Origin of the sequence: Xanthobacter sp. NM-25 (genome assembly GCF_022138605.1) — a bacterium.
Lineage (GTDB): Bacteria > Pseudomonadota > Alphaproteobacteria > Rhizobiales > Xanthobacteraceae > Xanthobacter.
Map to the genome: position 1 here is coordinate 18,108 of NZ_JACBFS010000012.1, position 17,741 is coordinate 35,848.

Consider the following 17,741-nt stretch of genomic DNA (forward strand, 5'->3'; position numbering starts at 1 on the left):
GGGGATTGCGCAAGCCGCGCGACGTGCGGGATGAGGTGTCATGTCATTCTCTCACGATGCGGTGGGTTGCGGTGCAGCGGCCGGCTTGGACCGCTGCAGAACGGATGAAAACGCGGGGGTGAACTCTTCGACCGGACGGCCGAGAAGGGTGTCGACGATCCGGCGGCACGCGGCGCCGTCGCCATAGGGATTCACGCGGTTGGCGAAGCGGGCATAAGCCTCAGGATCGTCCAGCAGGCGGCTGACCGCCGCGACGATGGCGGCCCGGCCGGTGCCCACCAGTTGCACGGTGCCGGCGTCGACAGCCTCCGGGCGCTCGGTCACATCACGCATGACAAGCACCGGCTTGCCGAGGGCGGGCGCCTCTTCCTGCACGCCACCGGAATCGGTGAGCACCAGGTGGGCCCGCTGCATGAGCCGCTGGAACGGCAGATAATCGAGTGGTGCGATGAGGTGCACGTTGGCCCGGCCGGACAGCGCCTCATGCACCGGCCCGCGCACGTTGGGATTGAGGTGCACCGGATAGACGATCTCCACATCCGGCCGCTGCGACAGGTCGGCCAGCGCCTGGCAGATGTGCAGGAAGCCGGCGCCGAAATTCTCGCGGCGATGGCCGGTGACGAGGATGATCCGCTTGGCGGCGTCCAGCCCGGCGAACGGGCGATCGAGCTCCGCCCGCAGCGCCGGGTCGGCGGCGATGCGGCGCTGGGTCTCCTGCAGGGCGTCGATCACCGTGTTGCCGGTGATGATGATGCGGCCTTCCAGCTGCTCGCTCTCGAGATTGGCGCGGGAGCGGGCGGTGGGGGCGAACAGCAGGTCGCTCGCCACATCCACCACCCGGCGGTTCATCTCCTCCGGGAACGGCTGGTCGAGGTGATAGGTGCGCAGGCCCGCCTCCACATGGCCGACCGGAATGCGACGATGAAAGGCGGCGAGGGCGGCGGCCATGGCCGTGGTGGTATCTCCATGCACCAGCACCCGATCGGGGCGCTCCGCCTCCAGCACCGGGTCGAGGGCGGCAAGGGCGGCGCTGGCCAAGCCGTTGAGGCCCTGGTTGCTGGCCATGAGCTTGAGGTCGAAGTCGGGGGTGATGTCGAACAGCCGCAGCACCTGGTCCAGCATCTCGCGGTGCTGGCCGGTGACGCACACGCGCGCCGTCAAGCCCGGCTCCGCTGCCAGTACCTTGACCAGCGGGGCCATCTTGATCGCCTCGGGGCGCGTGCCGAAAACGGACAGAATTCTCAAAGGGACCGCCAATGCTGATTCGACGCGGACAAGACCAAGGCGGCCGCCGGTGTCAAGACCTGCGGGCCCAGCTTTTTGTGTCGCCAATTTGTCGAGGGCGCAAGCCAATGATGAATCTATGACTAATTTTGCGCCGCACGATGATACCGTAAACGTGTGGTAATCCCATCCTGCAGGTGCAACCGCTTCCAGAACCTTAAGCGAGGCGTGCCACAAAAGGTTACGCAACGTTAAGGTAAACCAATGGTTTATGGGGTTCGGCGTGGATCCGTGCCGGCTGTCCTACAGCCTCGGGATCACCGCCGCGGAATGTCGCCGCGCCGCGGCCCGGCGCCGCACACGCAGCGTTATCTTAATACCTCACGGGCCGCTGAGGCATCGGGGTCCGTTTCGGTGCCCCCTTAGCGGCCGGCAACCGCAGCCTTCACCAGGGCCTGCGCCTCGGGACTCCCCCACGCGGCGGGTCCGGCCAGAAAACCCAACTCGCAGCCGTTGCGGTCCACCAGCAAAGTGGTGGGCAGGCCGAAGCCGCGGCCGACGCTCCGCAGCGCCTGGAAGCTGCGGGTTTGCGGATCGGCGAAGAAGCGCAGGTGGCGAACCTGGATTTCGGCAAGAAAGCGCTGCGCCTTGTCCGGGTCGCGGGTGTCGAGATTGATGGCCACCACCTCGAAATCCGGCCCGCCGAGAACCTGCTCGAGATGATCCAGCTCCGGCATTTCCTTGCGGCAGGGCACGCACCATGTGGCCCACAGATTGACCAGGACGATGCGTCCCTTGAAATCCTCGAGGCTGCCGCTCACTCCCTTGGCGTCGGTGAAGGTGAGGTTCGGCAGCCGGCGCGGCTCGGTGGCCAGCTTGAGAGCCGCCAGCTCGCCCTTGGCCAGCCCGTCGAGGCCGCGGGCCCGCACTACGCTGGCGGCGCAGTCCGCGGTCGCCGTGTCGGGGATCGGGCCGGTGGCGGTCGCGGCCGGTTCAGCGCTGCTCTGCGCCACGGGTGCATTGCCGGAGAGGTGGTTCATCCCGTATAGGGCGAGCGCGCCGGCCGCGGCGCCCGCCAGCGTCGCCAGAGCCACCAGGCCGATGGTCCGCCGGGCCGACGCGCGCCGCGCGGAAGCGCCGCCCTGAGCCGCCGGAACAGCCCCGTTCCGGCTTTCGGTATCGGGGGACGCCTGTTCAGGTTTGGTCATCACCGGAGATCCGTCATGAGCAACAAGATGTGGGGCGGGCGCTTCACCTCCGCCCCCGATGCCATCATGGAGGAGATCAACGCCTCCATCGGCTTCGATCAGCGTCTTTACGCGCAGGACATCGCCGGCTCCAAGGCCCATGCGGCCATGCTCGCCACCCAGGGCATCATCGCTGGCGACGATGCCCAGAAGATCCAGGACGGTCTAGACACGATCCTGTCAGAGATCGAGGCCGGCAACTTCAGCTTCCGCCGCGAGCTGGAGGACATCCATATGAATGTGGAGTCCCGGCTCGCCGAGCTGATCGGCGCCAGTGCCGGCCGCCTGCACACCGCCCGCTCCCGCAACGACCAGGTGGCCACCGACTTCCGCCTGTATATGCGCGACACCATCGACGCCCTCGACGCCCAGCTGGCCGATCTGCAGCTGGCGCTGGCCGAGAAGGCGCTCGCCCACGCCGCCACGGTGATGCCCGGCTTCACCCACCTGCAGACCGCCCAGCCGGTCACCTTCGGCCACCATCTGATGGCCTATGTGGAGATGATGAACCGCGACCGCGGCCGGCTGAAGGATGCCCGCGCCCGCCTCAACGAGTGCCCCTTGGGCTCGGCGGCGCTGGCCGGCACCTCCTTCCCCATCGACCGCGAGGCCACCGCCGCTGCCCTCGGCTTCGCCCGGCCCACTGCCAATTCCCTCGACGGCGTGTCGGATCGCGACTTTGTGATGGAGACCCTGTCGGCCGCCTCCATCTGCGCCGTGCACCTCTCCCGCTTCGCCGAGGAGGTGGTGATCTGGACCTCCCCCTCGTTCGCCCTCGTCAAGCTCTCGGATGCCTTCACCACCGGCTCCTCGATCATGCCGCAGAAGCGTAATCCCGATGCGGCGGAGCTGGTGCGGGCCAAGGCCGGCCGCATCATCGGCGCCCTCACCGGTATCCTGGTGGTCATGAAGGGCCTGCCTCTGGCCTATGCCAAGGACATGCAGGAGGACAAGGAAGGTGCCTTCGACGCTCTGTCCGCGCTGTCTCTGGTGATCGCCGCGAGCGCCGGCATGGTGCGTGATCTCACCCCCGACGCCGACCGCATGAAGGCCGCTGCCGGCCAGGGCTACTCCACCGCCACGGACCTGGCCGACTGGCTGGTGCGGGCGCTCAACATCCCGTTCCGCGAAGCGCACCATATTACCGGCCGCATCGTCGGTCTCGCCGCCGACAAGGGGCTGGCGCTGGATCACGTGCCGCTGGCTGACATGAAGGCGGTGGATGCCCGCATCACCGACGACGTCTATTCCGTCCTGTCGGTGGAACGCTCGGTGGATAGCCGCATGAGCTATGGTGGCACGGCGCCGGAGCGGGTGCGGGCGCAGGCGGAACGTTGGCTGAAGCAGCTCGCCGGCGAATAAAAATAGGCGGCAAAGTTTTTCACTTTGCCGCCTCAGGTTATCACGCCACGACCCCCTCGCGACGTGAATGGCAAACCTCAACCGTTCGCCGGCGACCTCTCCGGCGAACGGATGCTATTTCTTGTTTCCCTCAGCGTCGAACTGCGCCAGGAAAGCGATCAGGTTGGCCCGTTCGGTGTCGTTCTTGACTCCGGCGAAGGCCATTTTTCCCTTGGGTGCCAGCACTTTGGGGTTGGTGATATAATTGTCGAGCGTGGCCAGGTCCCAGACCTTGCCGGCGGCGGCACCGGACTTGATGTCCTCGGAATAAGGATAGCCCTCGAAGTGCGCCCATTTGGCGCCGACGATGCCATTGAGCGGCGGGCCGACCTTGGTCTTGGCTCCGGGGCCAATGGCATGGCAGGCCATGCATTTCTTGAACACCACCTCACCCTTGGCGGGGTCACCGGTGCCCGCGGCATCCTCCGCCCGGGCCGAACCGGCGCCGGCGAGCAGCACCGCCAGGGTGCCGGCCGCAACGACGCGCGCAAAAGTCACTCTCATCGGGCTTCCTCCTTCTGGCCGGTTTGGACCGGCTCGTGTTGCGCTAGCCGCAGCTCACTGCAGCAGCAGTATTTCGCCTTCGCCGCCCACCAATCGGTTGCCGGCAAATCTTTGGGCGCGGCCGGACACGCCGCCGCCGAACAGGGCCGCCAGCTCCGGCACCCGGCGCGCCATCAGCAGCAGTGCCACGAGGTCGTGGCTGCCGGTGTCGGCGAAACCCGGCGCCAGAGATGCAGGCGCCTGGGCCAGCAGCAGCGAGCCGCGCCGCATGCCGCGCCCGGCATCGGGCCCCAGGCGGCCGGCTATAGCGACGGTGCCGGCGATGAGATCGGTCGCTGCGCCGGCGCCCGCATCACCGGCCACCAGCACCAGCCCGCCGCGCAGCCGCTCGGCGAGGCGGAGGCCCGCATTGCCGCCGACCTGAACCACACCGCCGCGCATGCCCAGCCGCTCACCGGGCAGGGCGCTGCCAAGCCCGGCACCGGCATCGCCCGCGACCTCGATGCGACCGGCCACCAGACCGGCGGCGAGGCCGTCGCCGGCATCGCCGCGCACCACCAGGCGACCACCCGTCATGCGGGCCCCGGCATCGGCGCCCACCGGGCCCTCCACCAGGATCTCACCCGCGCCGAGATCGGCGCCGACGCCATCGAGACGCGGATCGCCGCTCACCACCAGGGCGTCAGACGCGCCCGAGCTCACCTCGAACAGCTCACCCAGGGCCACCCGCTGGGCCCCGAGGAACACATCCTTGCGCGCCACCGCATCACTGCTCAGGCCGGCGAGGGCCGCCGGGGTGATGCCGGTGAGATCCAGGCGGGCGTCGAGCGGCGCCCGCAGCTTCAGCCGATAGCCGCTCATGCCTGCCCCCCTTCCAGGGTTTCTTTTGCAAGCCCGGCCGGCGCCATCAGCGCCCGGAGCTTGAAATGGAACGGGCCGAGATTGCCGCCGTAATTGCCGGCATCCACCGCCACCACCCCGGCGTCGGCGCCAAGTTCGCACACTGCGGCGATGCCCGCGCGCATACTGGCCGCCACCTCCGCTTCGCCGAGGCCGTCGATGACGATCTCCATCACGCTGCCCACTTCCGGCGGCAGAGCCGAGGGCACGAGGCCCCGCAGGGTCGGGCAATAGGCGTCGTTGCTGGAGGCGATCAGCCCCGCATATTTGGAGCCGACCTTGGAGCCCGAGCGCACCACGCCGCCGGGGAACGGCAGAACAGCGCCTTCCACCTGGGCCATGGCATCCACCGCCGCCTCCGCCGCCGCCAGGGCCGCAGGCCGGTCGCGGGCGAGAATGAGGAAGTTGCCGCCGCCCACCGCCGAGGTCACCGAGCCGGAGATCTCGTCACAGACGAATTCGCCCTCCATCACCGGCACCCGCCAGATGCGCTGATCCTCGATCTTCTTTGACACCTGGTGGCCATCGCCGAAATAACGCAGGGCCCGGCCGATAGGGATGGCCGGGCCGCCCTGAAGCCCGGCATAGCAGGCCGAGGTGGGCGAGGTGAGCACGCATTGGCCGACCCGCAGCGGCACGATCTTCTTCAGGTCTTTCAAAGACATGGCGAAGATGAGCACGCTGATGCCGGGCCGCCCGTCCGGGGTCTCGCTGGGGGCCAGCTCCCGTTCGATGGCAGCCTCGCAGCCGCAGCCGATCACCGAAGTGGCGAAGCCGGTCATGCTGGTGGCAGCGGTGCGCGCCCAGCGCGGCGTGTCGGCGGTGATGATGAGGCGGGTGCCCGCCATGGGAAAGGCTTCCGCGAAGCTGTCGCGGATCTCCACACCATTGATCTTCATGGCTGGGTCTCCACCAGCTCAGGCCCTTCGCCGTCGCGGATCTCGCCATCGGCAATCTGGAAATGGCTCGATTTGAGCCCCACCGCCTCGTCGAACCAGCGCTCCAGGCGCTTGTCCATGAGCGGGTCAGAGGGCGGATGCACCGCGAACGTGCGCCCCTTCTTGAGCGCCACCACCTCGCCATCGCGCACGACGATGTCGCCATCCTTCAGCACCAGGCGGGGCGCGGCGAACATGGCCTCGCGGTCGGGCTGCTCCACGTACAGCACCACGTCGGCACGGGCGCCGGGGCCGAGATGGCCACGATCCTTGAGGCCGAGGGTGCGGGCCGGCGCCGCCCGGGTCACCACCGCGATCTCCTCCAGCGTGTATTCGCGGGAAATCTCCGCGAGCCGGGTATGGGCGCGGGCCGCCTTGTGGATGCGCTCCAGGTGGGCATCGCGGAACGGCTTGTCCATCAGCAGCCGGATGAGGTGCGGATAGGAGGTGAACGGCCCGCCATTGGGATGATCGGTGGTGAGGTAGACCCGCCAGGGATCTTCCACCAGCAGGAACAGCTCCAGCCCGATGGCCCATTGCAGGGCGTTGACGAACGAGGTGTCGCGATAATTGAACGGCACCACGCCGCAGGCCGCATCCATCTCGATGTCCATGCCGATCCACTTCTTGGGATCGGCGATGCCATGGTTGCGATATTGCGACATCAGGTCGGCCGAGGCGGTCACCGTCTGGCCGAACATGATCTGCCCCACATCAATGGAGATGTGGGGATTGGCGTTCACCGCCTCGGCGATCTCCACCGCGCCGGAAGAGAAGCGCCGGTCGCCCTCCGTTCCATAGGAATGGAACTGGATGTGGGTGAGGTGTAGCGGGAAGCCCTCGGTGGCGCCGATGGTGGCCAGCGTGGTCTTCACATTGCCCGGCACGCCGAGATTGCAGCCGTGCAGATGGATCGGATGGGGCACGCCCAGTTCCGTCACCGCCCGCTGCAGGGTGTTGAGGATACGCCGGGGCGTGAGGCCGTAATGGGGGCCGGTTTCATCCAGGTCGAGAGCCCGGCCGTTGAACTTGAAGGCGTTGATGCCGCCCGGATTGACGATCTTGATGGCGCAGCACTGGGTGGCTTTGAGCATCCAGGCCACATAGTCGTTCACCGCCTGCTGGCCGTCCCCCTCGGCGATCATCCGCAGCAGGAAATCGTCATTGCCCAGCACCAGGAAGCCGCCGGTGTCGAGGTTCGGGATGTCGCCCATCTCCAGATGGGCGTGGCGGGCATTGGCCCCCACCACCGCCGGCTCGAAGGCGGCGGTGTAGCCCATCTGCGAATAGCGGCAGCCGGTGGCATGGGTGGTGGGCGCGGCGCGCCCGCCGCCGCAGCCGCACATCATGCCGCCGAACGGCTCCGGGAATCGCGCCCGGTCGTCGTTCATCAACAGGCGGCCGAGGTTCACCTTGCCGCCGGCGATGTGGGTGTGCAGATCGATGCCGCCGGCCAGAACCACGCAGCCCGAGGCGTCGATGATCTCGTCATTGGCCCCGGAGGGGCCGTCTGCGGCGATGATGCGGCCATCGGAGATGACGATGTCGCGCGGCGCGTCCACCACGCCGTTGGCGGGGTCGAACACCCGCCCGCCGGTGATGCGTGTGGTCATGCCGCCCTCCGCAGGCTGTCGAGAATGGCTTCCGCAGCCGCAGCCACGCTGGGCAGCTCGGCGTTACGTAGGGGAGCGAGGGGCAGGCAGACCACGGAATCCATGCGGAACACGTGGCCGAAGTGGTCCACCCCCGGCGTGCCCACCGGAATGAACACATCCGGCTCGCGGGTGAACACCGTGTCGGGATGGGCGAGGGCGATCACCGGGCCCCGTTCGAAATCCGCCGGGGCACCGGGGCGGAACGCGCTCACATGCAGCAGCAGGTCCGCATCCTTCAACGCGGTCGCGGTGGCGTAGCGATCCGGGGCATGGCGGGCGGTGCCGCCGCCGACGCTGGTGCGCAGGGGATAGCCGAACCGCCACAGCGCCGCCTGATGGGCACCGGTGATGTTGTCCCGCCCGCCGAGCGGAAACACCGCCGCGCGGGTGGTGACGCTGAGCACGTCCACGGCGCCGGCTGCGGCTTCCGCCACGGTGGCGGCGTCCCGCGTGGAGAGCACTCCCGCATTCCAGACGAACACCGAATAGGCCGCCGCCTTCAGCGGCTCCACCAGCGCCACCAGCGCCGGCGCGATACCATCCAGTTCCGGCAGGTCGGCCACGGCGCGGCCGGCGAGCAGGGCGGTGAGCGCCTGGGCCGCCAGCGCCACCTGATCGGTCGGCACCGGGATTTCCACCACCTCCTGACCGGCCAGCGCCCGCCGCGCGGCTTCGGAAAGCGCGCCGCCGATGATCACCACACGGCGCCGGCGACCGGCGACGAACAGCGGCGCGGCATCCGCGTCACCGGCAGCCGACGGCAGCAGGCGCTCGAACACATGGCCGAAGCTGAGGGTCGGATCGGGTCCGAACACCACCAGGAGATCGCACCGGTTGCGCACCTCGGCGACGGTGGTGGCGATCCAGCCGCGCCGTCCCAGCCGCTCCAGATTGGCGAACAGGCCGCCGGAGGCCTCGTGATCGAAGCTGGCGCCGCAGGTCATGGCGATGTCGAACACCCGGCGCAGGCCGTCGAGGTCGGCGCCGAGGCCACTGAAGGCGGCGGCGCGGCTGCCGCGCAGATGGCGCCCGGCGGCGGCCGCGGCCTCCGCAAGGGTGGTCTCCTGGCCGCCCACCCGCGGCGCCGGCGGCGGCTGATCCGGCCGGGCGAGCAGGCGCGCCGCCTCGGCGCACGCCTTGATGGGACGGATGGCGCGGCCGGACACGGCCACTTCGAGATCGTCACAGCCGAGGCCGCAAAAACCGCAGACCACGTCCGTCACGATGCGATCTGCATCGTCGCGGGACTCGTCGTCACTTGTCATGATGTCACCGTGCGGACAGCGCGCGGGAAGCCGGGGCGACCGCGGCCGCGCAGGCACTGGTCCCATGCTGAAACTGCAGGAAAGAACCCGACACTACGGGTGGGGCAACGAAACGGGATATGGCCATGGCACTGCCTGGATGGGAATTTAAGGACCCGATCAAGACGCCGCGGCGGTTGCCCGCTTGTCGTTGCAGTGCGCTTCGTAGCTCCGCCTCTTCTGAGGAACGGCTTCGTGCGCCATGCGTCTGTTCTTGAGAAGGAAGCTAACACAGCCCATCGGGACTTGAAAACCCGTCAGCTGTGCGGCAGATGCGAGCAATTGTTGTGCGTTGCGAAACCCGGCGGCAGGCACATCCCCCGCGTCCACGGGAATTGGGTGCGCCGCGCCCCCGTTCTCCCGCCTTCAATTGCACGCCGATCGCCGGAATTACTTAAAGCACCGCACCTCGGCCTCGGCCTGGGCGCGGCGCAGATCGGCGATGATGTCGTCATACATCTTCACGCTGCGAAACATGGACGCGCCCTGCCCCAGCCCCTGGCGCATGGACAGGATGGTCTCGGCCTGAATGTAGCGGTCATAGGGAAGCACTGAAGCCAGTGTATCCACCGAGCAGGCGCAGCGGGTCATGGCATCGCGCGTCTGGCCGTTGGCGCCCATGCAGGCCAGCACATAATCCACCCGCGCCTCGGTGGGATAATCACTGGTCTCGGCGGCCGAGACTCCCACCGGCGCCAGCGCCAGCGCCACCACAGCGATGCGTGCAAAAGCTCTATGGCTCATAGCTCAATGCCTCCTCCCACAAGCGCCCCTCGGGGACGTCGGCGGTGACCGCGATGCGGGCGATGGCGCCCGGCAGCTCCGGGGCCACGTCGAACGTGTAGGTCAGGGCCTCCAGGCCGCGCATGCGCTTGGCATTGGGATCGCCGGCAAACGGCGCCACCTTCACCTGCCAGCCCGCATAGGTGTGGCCGCCGCGGGTGATCTGCAGCGGGCTCACCTCCGCCTTGTCCCGCAGGGCGGCACGGATGGCGTTCTTGAAATAGCGCGGGTTGCCTTTCAGCAGGCCCGACAGGTCGCCCACATGATGCTCCAGGAACAGCACCAGCACGGGATTGCCGTTCACTCCCTCGAACGGACCGGCGGCGCGGTGCCGCTCGGGGCCGAAGAAGTCCACCTTCACGGTGCGCGCGCCGGGCGGCGCCTCGGCGGCGGGCTCGATCTGCAGGGTGATGCGATCGTCATAGCTGGGGCCGAGGTCGGCATTGGCCATCTTGCGGTGGTAGTCGTAGCGCAGCGTCTGGCCCGGCGTGGTGCCAGCGAGCTGCGGCGCCTCGAACAGCAGCGTCGCCGCCGCCGGCGCCGCGGTTTCGGCGGCCTGCAGCACCGAGAACGCCGGCGCGGCGACGAGGCCCGCCGCCAGCAGAAACGCGGCAACCGGCAGCGCGGCACGCCGTCCGGCGCGGCGAGGGGAACGCAGAAGGCTCATGACAGCGTCTCCGCCGGCTGCGGCGCCGGGGCGCCGCCGATGGTGCGATAGATGTAGTCGGGCGCGACACCGCCGGCCTCGGCGGTGGCCAGGGCCTCCATGCGGGCGTGGAAGGGGGAGCGCGAGCAGGCGGGATCGGTGGCGGCGGCATCCCCCAGAAGCGCCATGGCCTGGCAGCGGCAGCCGCCGAAGTCCAGCTCGCGCCGCTCGCAGCTGCGGCACGGTTCCGGCATCCAGTCGGTGCCGCGATAGGCGTTGAACGCCGGATTGTGGCGCCAGATGTCCGCGAGCCCATGCTCGCGCACGGTCCAGAATTCGAGCCCCGGGATGCTCTCCGAGGCATGGCAGGGCAGCACCTTGCCGGTGGGCGTCACGTTCAGCGTCTTGCGGCCCCAGCCGCCGGTGCAGGGCTTTGGATAGCGGGCGTAATAGTCCGGAATCACCATGTCGATGACGAGCACGCCTTCGAGCCGCCGGCGGGCCTCTTCCACCAGCGCGATGGAGCGGTCCACCTCCGCCCGCTCCGGCATCAGCGCCGCCCGGTTCACATAGGCCCAGCCATAGTATTGGGTGTGCGCCACCTCCAGCCGCTTGGCCTTGAGCGCCACCGCGAGGGCGATGATCTCCTCCACCTCGTGGATGTTGCCGCGGTGGATCACCGCGTTGAGGGTGAGTGGCAGGCCCAGTTCCACCACCCGCCGGGCAAAGGCGAGTTTCGCCACGTGGCCGCCTTTATAACCGCCGATGCGATCCGCGGTGTCGACGGTGGCGCCCTGCACGGAGAGCTGCACATGGTCGAGGCCGGCGTCGTACAAGGCGTCGATCATGGTGCCGGCACGGCCGATGCCGGATGTGATGAGGTTGGAATAGAGCCCCTCGCGGGCGCAGTGGGCGGTGAGTTCCACCAGATCCGGCCGCGCGGTGGGTTCGCCACCGGACAGATGGATGTGCAGCACGCCAAGCGCCGCCGCCTCGCTCAGAACCCGCTTCCAGGTGGCGGTGTCGAGCTCGGCGTCGCGCCGCTCCAGCTCCAGCGGGTTGGAGCAATAGGGGCAGCGCAGCGGACAGCGATGGGTCAGCTCCGCCAGCAGGCCGATGGGATGGCCCACCAGATCGGCGGCCTGCGGCGCGCGGGCCGGCGCGCTCATCGCTCGATCACCCGGCGGGCGATCAGATCGCCGATCATGGCCAGAACGTCGCCGGCGATGACCTCGCGCTTCTCGTCATATTGCGCGGCCAGGGCATCGACAATGGCGCCGCAGTCGCGCTGGCCATCCACCAGGGCCAGCACGGCGGCGGCGATGGCGTCGATGTTGAAAGCCCGTTCCGGCGCCAGCAGCACATGGCGCTGGCGCACCGCGTCGTATTTCAGCTTCACTCCGCGCGGCAGGCGCGGCACATCGGTTTCGGCGGCGATCATGGGGTCATCCCCGCCATGCCGACACCGGGCACCCAGGCCCCCGGCGCCGGCCAGCCGGGCGCCACATAGGCGAAATAGAGGGCGTCCAGCTGCGCCCACAGCACCTCGGTCTTGAAGGTCAGGGCACGCAGCACCGCCCGCTGCTGCTCCACCGTGCGCGCATGCGCCTTCACATAGTCGAGGGCGAAATCCGCATCCTTCGGCGCCTGATCGAGCCGGCGGCGGAAATAGGCCACTACCGTCTCGTTGATGAAATCGTAATGGGTGAGCATGCCGGAGATGCGCTCGGCATGGATGCCGGGCGCGAACAGCTCGGTGAGCGAGGAGGCCACCGCCTCCAGCAGGGAATGGTCCGCCACGAAGCGCACATAGGCTTCCACCGCGAATGTGGTGGCCGGCAGCGCGCCCTGCTTGGACACCACGTAATCCCGGTCGAGACCGAGGCCGTCGGTGAGGATCAGCCAGCGCTCGATGCCGCCTTGATCGGCCTCGAAACCGTCATGGTCGGTGATGCGGTGCAGCCACTCCCGGCGCAGGGTCCGGTCATCGCAGCGGCTCATGAGCGCCGCGTCCTTGCGCGGAATGGCGGACTGGTAGCAATAGCGGTTCAGCGCCCAGGCGCGCACCTGATCCTGATTGAGCGCGCCCGAGTGCAGCAGCTGATGAAACGGGTGGCGATTGTGATAGCGCTGCGCGCCCACCGTCCGCAGCGCCGCCTCCAGCCCCTCCGGCGTGTAGGGGGTGTCGACCGGTGCCGGCAGCGGCTCGCGGGAGATGTCGAATTGCAGGCTCACAGCGAGAACTCCATGCCGTCGCGGGTCACGATCCACCCCGCCGCCTCCACCGCGCTGCGCTCCGGTGAGCCATCCACGAGGGCGGGATTGGTGTTGTTGATATGGATGAAGGCCCGCCGCTTCACCGGCACATCCTCGAGCAGCGCCATGGTGCCGCCGGGCCCCGACATGGAGAGGTGGCCCATGCGCGCGCCGGTCTTCACCCCGGTGCCGGAGCGGATCATCTCATCGTCGCGGAAGAGGGTGCCGTCGAACAGCAGCAGATCGGCCCCGGCGAGGCGGGCCCGTACCTCCGCCGTCACGGCGGCGCAGCCGGGAATATAGACGAGGCGCTTGTCGGCGCAGGTGATGACGACCCCCACCGTGCCCTCGGTCTCGGCCCCGAGGACGAGCCCCGCATCCTCGCGCCACAGGGGCACCTTGCCGGGCACGGAGAACATCTCCAGCGTGAGGCCGGGCAGGGGCGAGAACGGCGCGCCGAGCGCCACCTGGCGCCGCTCCACGAAGGCCGGGTTCACCACGTCGAACACCTGGTTCTGGCCCACCAGCGCTAGGGTTTCGGCCGTGCCGAACAAGATGAAGGGCTGCGATTCCCGTAACGTCAGGAGGCCGGCGATATGGTCCACGTCGCCATTGGTCAGCAGCACGGCGGCGATAGGGGAATGGCGCTCGCCCGCACGCGGATGCAGGGCCGGGGTGGCGGCGATCTGCGCCCGCAGGTCCGGCGAGGCATTTAGCAGCAGCCAGCGATCGCCATCGGCCGACACCGCCAGGGCAGATTGGGTGCGCGGCGTGACCCGGGGATCACCCGCCCAGGCGAGGCGGCAGACTGGGCAGCGGCAATTCCATTGCGGAACGCCGCCGCCGGCCGCAGAGCCAAGAACAATGGCTTGCATGAGGGAGGTCGTGCCGAGCCCCGCGCGGGACATGGGCGCACGCACCTTGCGCGTGAGCCGCGCGCCGCATCACCGGCAAGGGTGAAAGGGGCCGTTGCCCGCCCGTTCCGGGATGCGGGCACGCACTGCTTTCAGAAGTCGGCCGGCAGATAGGCGGTGACTTCCATGCCGACGCACACTTCGCACACTTCGGGCTTCTGCCAACGCATGATGTTTCCTCCTATTAATTGAGTTCCAGATTTTCATAAGAAAATCATAAGAACCAAGCTGTAATGAGCATTCATTACAGTGACTTCAAATATTGTCCTTCATTCGCCGACCCGCAAGGGGAATTTTCACCACCCTCGACCGGGAAGATGTTGCAGCGCGCCCCCCGCAGTGCCCGTTTTGCCCGGACAGGGCCGCTCAATGGGCGCCGGCGCCCACCAGATCCAGCATGAAGCCGCGTCCGCGCACGGTGGCCACCTGAGGCCCGCCGGCGCGGCTCACCGCCGCTAGCTTGTTGCGCAGATAGCCCACATAGACATCCACCACATTGAGCGAGGCGCCGCCCTGGCTCGCCCACAGGCGATCAAAGATGTCGCCCCGCGCCACCGGCCGGTTCGGGGTCGCCATCAGCAGCGCCAGCAGCTCCGCTTCCCGCTCGGTCAGGCGCACATGGATGTCGCCGAACAGCACATGGCGGCTGGCGAGATCCAGCACCAGCCGGCCGGCGGTCAGCCGCTTGTCGTGGGCATCGCCCAGCCGGTGCATGAGATGGGCTCGCAGCCGCGCCACCAGCTCGCCGAATTCGAACGGCTTCACGATATAGTCATCGGCGCCGGCGCCCAGGCCCTCGGCGCGGTCAGCCACCTCGTCCTTGGCGCTGAGGAACAGGATGGGGCCGGAATGCCCGGCGTTCCGCAGCGCCCGGCAGACATCGATGCCGGAACCGTCGGGCAGCATGATGTCGAGCACCACAGCGCAGGGATTGTAGGCCCGGGCGGTATCGAGCGCCGCGTCGGCGCGCCCCACCACCTGCACCTCGAACCCCTCGGCAACGAGCCCGCGGCTCAGCATCGCGCCGATATCGCTGTCGTCCTCCACCACCAGAATGTTCATGTCGTCTCCTCTCCCGCCCCGGCGGCCTCGGCGCCGAAGGGCCGCGGCAGCGTGATCGTCACGCGGGTCCCCGCGCGGACGTCGCCACCGTCGTCATTGTCCCCCAGTGTGATACGTCCGCCATGCTGCGTCACCACCCATTCCGCCAGCGACAGGCCGAGCCCGAAACCGGAATGGGCGGCGCTGGCACTGCCCCGAGCAAAGCGCTGGAACAGGCCGGCGCGGGCCGCCGGGGGGATGCCGCGCCCATCGTCCGCGACCATGATGCACACCTCGCCCAGCGCTTCGTGGGCATCCACGGTGATCATCGACAGCGGCGCGCCGTGGCGCAGGGCGTTGTCGATGAGGCCCTCGATCACCTGCCGCAGCCATTCGCGATCGGCGTGCACCAGCAGGCCGGGGTCGGCCACCATGCCCGCCAGCCGCACCCCCTGCCGCTGGGCCGGCGTCTCGAAGGCGGCGATGGCCTCGGCCACCAGTGCCGCCATCGGTACATCCTGGAACACCAGCTCGATCTCGCCGCTTTCGGAGCGGGCCACCCGCAGCAGATCCTCCACGCGCCGATGCAGCCGGCCGGCCCGCTTGCGGATGGTGGCGAACACGGCGCGGGCCACCGCCTCGGGAATGGAGGGCGCACGCTGGGTGATGTCGCATTCGCCGATGATGACCGTGAGCGGCGTGCGCAACTCGTGGCTGACATCGGCGAAGAAGCGCCGGCGCGAGGCATCGATGGCGGCAAGCCGGTCATTGGCGGCGGTGAGGTCGGCGGTGCGTTCGGCCACGGTGCGCTCCAGCACGGCGCGGTCCTGCGCCACCCGGCGTTCGCGCCGCGCCAGGCGCTCTGCCATGCGGTTGAACTTCGCCATGAGCAGGCCGAGCTCGTCCCGCGGGCCAATGGCGAGGCGGGTCGCCAGCACCCCGCGCCCGATGGCCGCGGCCGCGGTGTCGATCTGCGCCAAACGGTCGAGCAGCGGCCGGGCCAGGGCCCGATAAAGCACCAGCGCCACCAGCAGCACGGTGACCGCCAGCAGCACCGCGCCGAGCTTCAGCTGTTGGGATAGGGCCCGCGCTTCCGCCCGCGCCTCGGTGACGGCGCGCCGTTCCCCCTCCACCAGCAGGGAGAGCACCGGGCCGGCGCTGGCGGCGAAGGCATTGAGGGCGCCGCGCACCTTGTCGGACCGCCGCGCCCCGTCGGGATCGGCGAGAGCGAGACCGATCTGGCGGTCCAGAAGGGCGAAATCGGCTTTCAGATGGGCGAGGAATCGCGCCCGGCCCTGGCGCGTCGCATCGGAGGGCGACAGATCCTCGGAGCTTTCGGTGGCGACGATCTCCAGCACCGCCACCACCCGCGCCCGGGCCGCTTCGAGCCGGGCGCGATCGGGGCTGGGAAAGCCCGCATCGGCGACCGCCGTGATGCCGAATTCAGACAGGCGCGCCGAGGCTTCGGTCAGGAGATCCAGGCGGCGCTGGGCAGCCACGGCGGCCTCCAGGGCGCGATCGGTCGCGCCCACCGCCACCACCACGCCACCCGCCGCGAGGGCCGCCAGGGCGGCGACGGCGGCGATCAGCGCACCCAGCTTGAACCTTATCGATGCCATGCCCCAGCTCCGCCACGCCCGCGGGCGCAGCGCCGCCGGGCGAGGCGGCACGGTGGCGGGGCAACCCGGCCATCGTCAAGCCGCCGGCCCCACATGAAAACGCCCGGGCCGTGGACCCGGGCGTTGGAAGCCGATCAGGCCTGGCCGGAGGTCTCGAGCTTCTGCGCCTCGGCCTGCATGCGCTGCTGGTAGAGCGCGGCGAAGTCCACCGGATCGATCATCAGCGGCGGGAAGCCGCCATTGCGCACCGCGTCGGCGATGATCTGACGGGCGAACGGGAAGAGGATGCGCGGGCACTCGATGAGCACCACCGGCTGCAGGCTCTGCTCGGGCACGCCCTGCACCCGGAAGATGCCGGCATAGGTGAGCTCGAAGGCGAACAGGGTATCGGCACCGACCTTGGCGCCACCCTCGATCTTGAGCTCCACCTCGAAATCACCGTTGCCGCCCGGCTTGGCGTTGACGTGAATCTGGATATTCACGTCCGGCTGGCTCGGCGGCGCAGACAGGGAGCGCGGCGCATTGGGATTCTCGAACGAGAAATCCTTGGTGTATTGCGCGAGCACGTTCAGCGACGGCGCCTGATTCGGGGTGGGGCCGCCATTCTGCGTCGCCATGCGCATCTCCATCGGTTGCAGGCTTTGATACAGTGAGCCCGAAGGCGCGCGGTTCGCTACCATGCTTTGCAGCGGTGGTTCAAGGTTGAGCACGCGGCCGCCAGCGCCCAAATTGCGTGAGAGATCACGCCCCGAGACCCGAGAGGTTGCCATGACCGACGCGCCCCAGCGCCCCGCCGCCCCCGAGGCCCAGCGCAAGCCGCTCAGCGATGCCGCCAAGCGGGCGCTGGCCGAAGCCGAGGCCCGGCGCCAGGCGGCCGATGCCACCCGCACGCCGCTGCCCAAGGAGATCAACGGCCGCGACGGGCCGGAGCCGGTGCGCTATGGCGACTGGGAAGTGGGCGGCATCGCCAGCGATTTCTGATCAGACTGGAACAAATGGGCCATCCGCCGCGCCCGGGGCATCTTGCTGGCGGCCGTTGGGTCGCGTAGTTTCCGCGAGCTATCCGGTGAACCGGCTCGGCGTGTGCCGGGCGCTGACAACAAGGGTAAGCGGCAGCCGACCGCTATCCGCATGAACCGGAGGCGGTCGTCCCGAGCCTGGTGATGGATGCGACGGTGCGTGCGGGAGCTGGGCTCCCGCGGCCCGGTCCGGCGGCCATCGCCCGGGTTCCATTTGGGAGGACGAAACGATGGCCAAGATCGACAAGGTTCTGGTGGGTGAGGCGCTGGTGGGCGACGGCAACGAGGTT

The 17,741-nt window shown here is 68.9% G+C and carries 19 protein-coding genes; 2 read left to right on the forward strand and 17 right to left on the reverse strand.

Translation table 11 applies throughout. The features are described from left to right. Window positions 1-51 precede the first annotated feature (51 nt). Window positions 52-1,245, reverse strand: a complete 1,194-nt coding sequence (gene wecB / locus MEU52_RS21455) for a non-hydrolyzing UDP-N-acetylglucosamine 2-epimerase (RefSeq protein WP_238123922.1) — start codon at window positions 1,243-1,245, stop codon at window positions 52-54. A gap of 401 nt (window positions 1,246-1,646) precedes the next feature. After that, complete coding sequence (tlpA, locus tag MEU52_RS21460) at window positions 1,647-2,432, reverse strand: thiol:disulfide interchange protein TlpA (RefSeq protein WP_238123923.1); 786 nt, start codon at window positions 2,430-2,432, stop codon at window positions 1,647-1,649. 15 nt (window positions 2,433-2,447) lie between these two features. Here tlpA and argH point away from each other — a divergent pair, with 15 nt between their 5' ends. Further along, complete coding sequence (gene argH / locus MEU52_RS21465; protein ID WP_238123924.1) at window positions 2,448-3,833, forward strand: argininosuccinate lyase; 1,386 nt, start codon at window positions 2,448-2,450, stop codon at window positions 3,831-3,833. A 114-nt stretch (window positions 3,834-3,947) separates the two neighbouring features. Here argH and MEU52_RS21470 read toward each other — a convergent pair whose 3' ends face one another. The 15 genes from MEU52_RS21470 to secB all read right to left on the reverse strand — a co-directional run bounded on the left by MEU52_RS21470 (window position 3,948) and on the right by secB (window position 17,049). Beyond that, window positions 3,948-4,376 carry a c-type cytochrome gene (locus tag MEU52_RS21470; protein WP_238123925.1) on the reverse strand — a complete coding sequence of 143 codons (429 nt, stop codon included), beginning with the start codon at window positions 4,374-4,376 and terminating at the stop codon, window positions 3,948-3,950. Between the two features lie 54 nt (window positions 4,377-4,430). Continuing rightward, the gene (locus MEU52_RS21475) at window positions 4,431-5,237 is read right to left on the reverse strand and encodes a formylmethanofuran dehydrogenase subunit C (protein WP_238123926.1); all 807 of its coding nucleotides are present in this window, start codon (window positions 5,235-5,237) and stop codon (window positions 4,431-4,433) included. Then, a complete protein-coding gene (fhcD, locus tag MEU52_RS21480) occupies window positions 5,234-6,175 on the reverse strand; it encodes a formylmethanofuran--tetrahydromethanopterin N-formyltransferase (RefSeq protein ID WP_238123927.1) in 942 nt (313 codons plus the stop codon). Before fhcD ends, MEU52_RS21475 begins: the two co-directional genes overlap by 4 nt. Continuing rightward, entirely contained in the window at window positions 6,172-7,827 is a 1,656-nt protein-coding gene (locus MEU52_RS21485; RefSeq protein ID WP_238123928.1) for a formylmethanofuran dehydrogenase subunit A, read from the reverse strand. The genes fhcD and MEU52_RS21485 overlap by 4 nt, the downstream gene beginning before the upstream one ends. After that, complete coding sequence (locus MEU52_RS21490) at window positions 7,824-9,134, reverse strand: formylmethanofuran dehydrogenase (RefSeq protein ID WP_238123929.1); 1,311 nt, start codon at window positions 9,132-9,134, stop codon at window positions 7,824-7,826. The genes MEU52_RS21485 and MEU52_RS21490 overlap by 4 nt, the downstream gene beginning before the upstream one ends. Before the next feature lie 429 nt (window positions 9,135-9,563). Continuing rightward, window positions 9,564-9,917 carry a hypothetical protein gene (locus MEU52_RS21495; RefSeq protein WP_238123930.1) on the reverse strand — a complete coding sequence of 118 codons (354 nt, stop codon included), beginning with the start codon at window positions 9,915-9,917 and terminating at the stop codon, window positions 9,564-9,566. Then, window positions 9,907-10,623, reverse strand: a complete 717-nt coding sequence (locus tag MEU52_RS21500) for a hypothetical protein (protein ID WP_238123931.1) — start codon at window positions 10,621-10,623, stop codon at window positions 9,907-9,909. Before MEU52_RS21500 ends, MEU52_RS21495 begins: the two co-directional genes overlap by 11 nt. Further along, window positions 10,620-11,771, reverse strand: coding sequence for a pyrroloquinoline quinone biosynthesis protein PqqE (gene pqqE / locus MEU52_RS21505; protein WP_238123932.1), 1,152 nt, complete (start codon window positions 11,769-11,771; stop codon window positions 10,620-10,622). The genes MEU52_RS21500 and pqqE overlap by 4 nt, the downstream gene beginning before the upstream one ends. Then, window positions 11,768-12,043: a pyrroloquinoline quinone biosynthesis peptide chaperone PqqD gene (pqqD, locus tag MEU52_RS21510; protein ID WP_238123933.1), complete on the reverse strand. Its 276-nt coding sequence runs from the start codon at window positions 12,041-12,043 to the stop codon at window positions 11,768-11,770. Before pqqD ends, pqqE begins: the two co-directional genes overlap by 4 nt. Further along, window positions 12,040-12,831, reverse strand: coding sequence for a pyrroloquinoline-quinone synthase PqqC (gene pqqC, locus MEU52_RS21515; protein WP_443268011.1), 792 nt, complete (start codon window positions 12,829-12,831; stop codon window positions 12,040-12,042). Before pqqC ends, pqqD begins: the two co-directional genes overlap by 4 nt. A 2-nt stretch (window positions 12,832-12,833) precedes the next feature. Continuing rightward, on the reverse strand, window positions 12,834-13,733 hold the full coding sequence (pqqB, locus tag MEU52_RS21520; RefSeq protein WP_238123934.1) for a pyrroloquinoline quinone biosynthesis protein PqqB: 900 nt from the start codon (window positions 13,731-13,733) through the stop codon (window positions 12,834-12,836). A gap of 131 nt (window positions 13,734-13,864) precedes the next feature. After that, window positions 13,865-13,942, reverse strand: a complete 78-nt coding sequence (gene pqqA / locus MEU52_RS22040; protein ID WP_443268014.1) for a pyrroloquinoline quinone precursor peptide PqqA — start codon at window positions 13,940-13,942, stop codon at window positions 13,865-13,867. Between the two features lie 196 nt (window positions 13,943-14,138). After that, window positions 14,139-14,834, reverse strand: coding sequence for a response regulator transcription factor (locus tag MEU52_RS21525; RefSeq protein ID WP_238123935.1), 696 nt, complete (start codon window positions 14,832-14,834; stop codon window positions 14,139-14,141). Further along, window positions 14,831-16,432 carry a sensor histidine kinase gene (locus MEU52_RS21530; RefSeq protein WP_238123936.1) on the reverse strand — a complete coding sequence of 534 codons (1,602 nt, stop codon included), beginning with the start codon at window positions 16,430-16,432 and terminating at the stop codon, window positions 14,831-14,833. The genes MEU52_RS21525 and MEU52_RS21530 overlap by 4 nt, the downstream gene beginning before the upstream one ends. Window positions 16,433-16,566: 134 nt before the next feature. After that, entirely contained in the window at window positions 16,567-17,049 is a 483-nt protein-coding gene (secB, locus tag MEU52_RS21535; RefSeq protein ID WP_238123937.1) for a protein-export chaperone SecB, read from the reverse strand. 151 nt (window positions 17,050-17,200) lie between these two features. Between secB and MEU52_RS21540 the strand changes: the two genes are divergently transcribed. Continuing rightward, complete coding sequence (locus MEU52_RS21540) at window positions 17,201-17,413, forward strand: DUF1674 domain-containing protein (protein ID WP_238123938.1); 213 nt, start codon at window positions 17,201-17,203, stop codon at window positions 17,411-17,413. Window positions 17,414-17,741 lie beyond the last annotated feature (328 nt).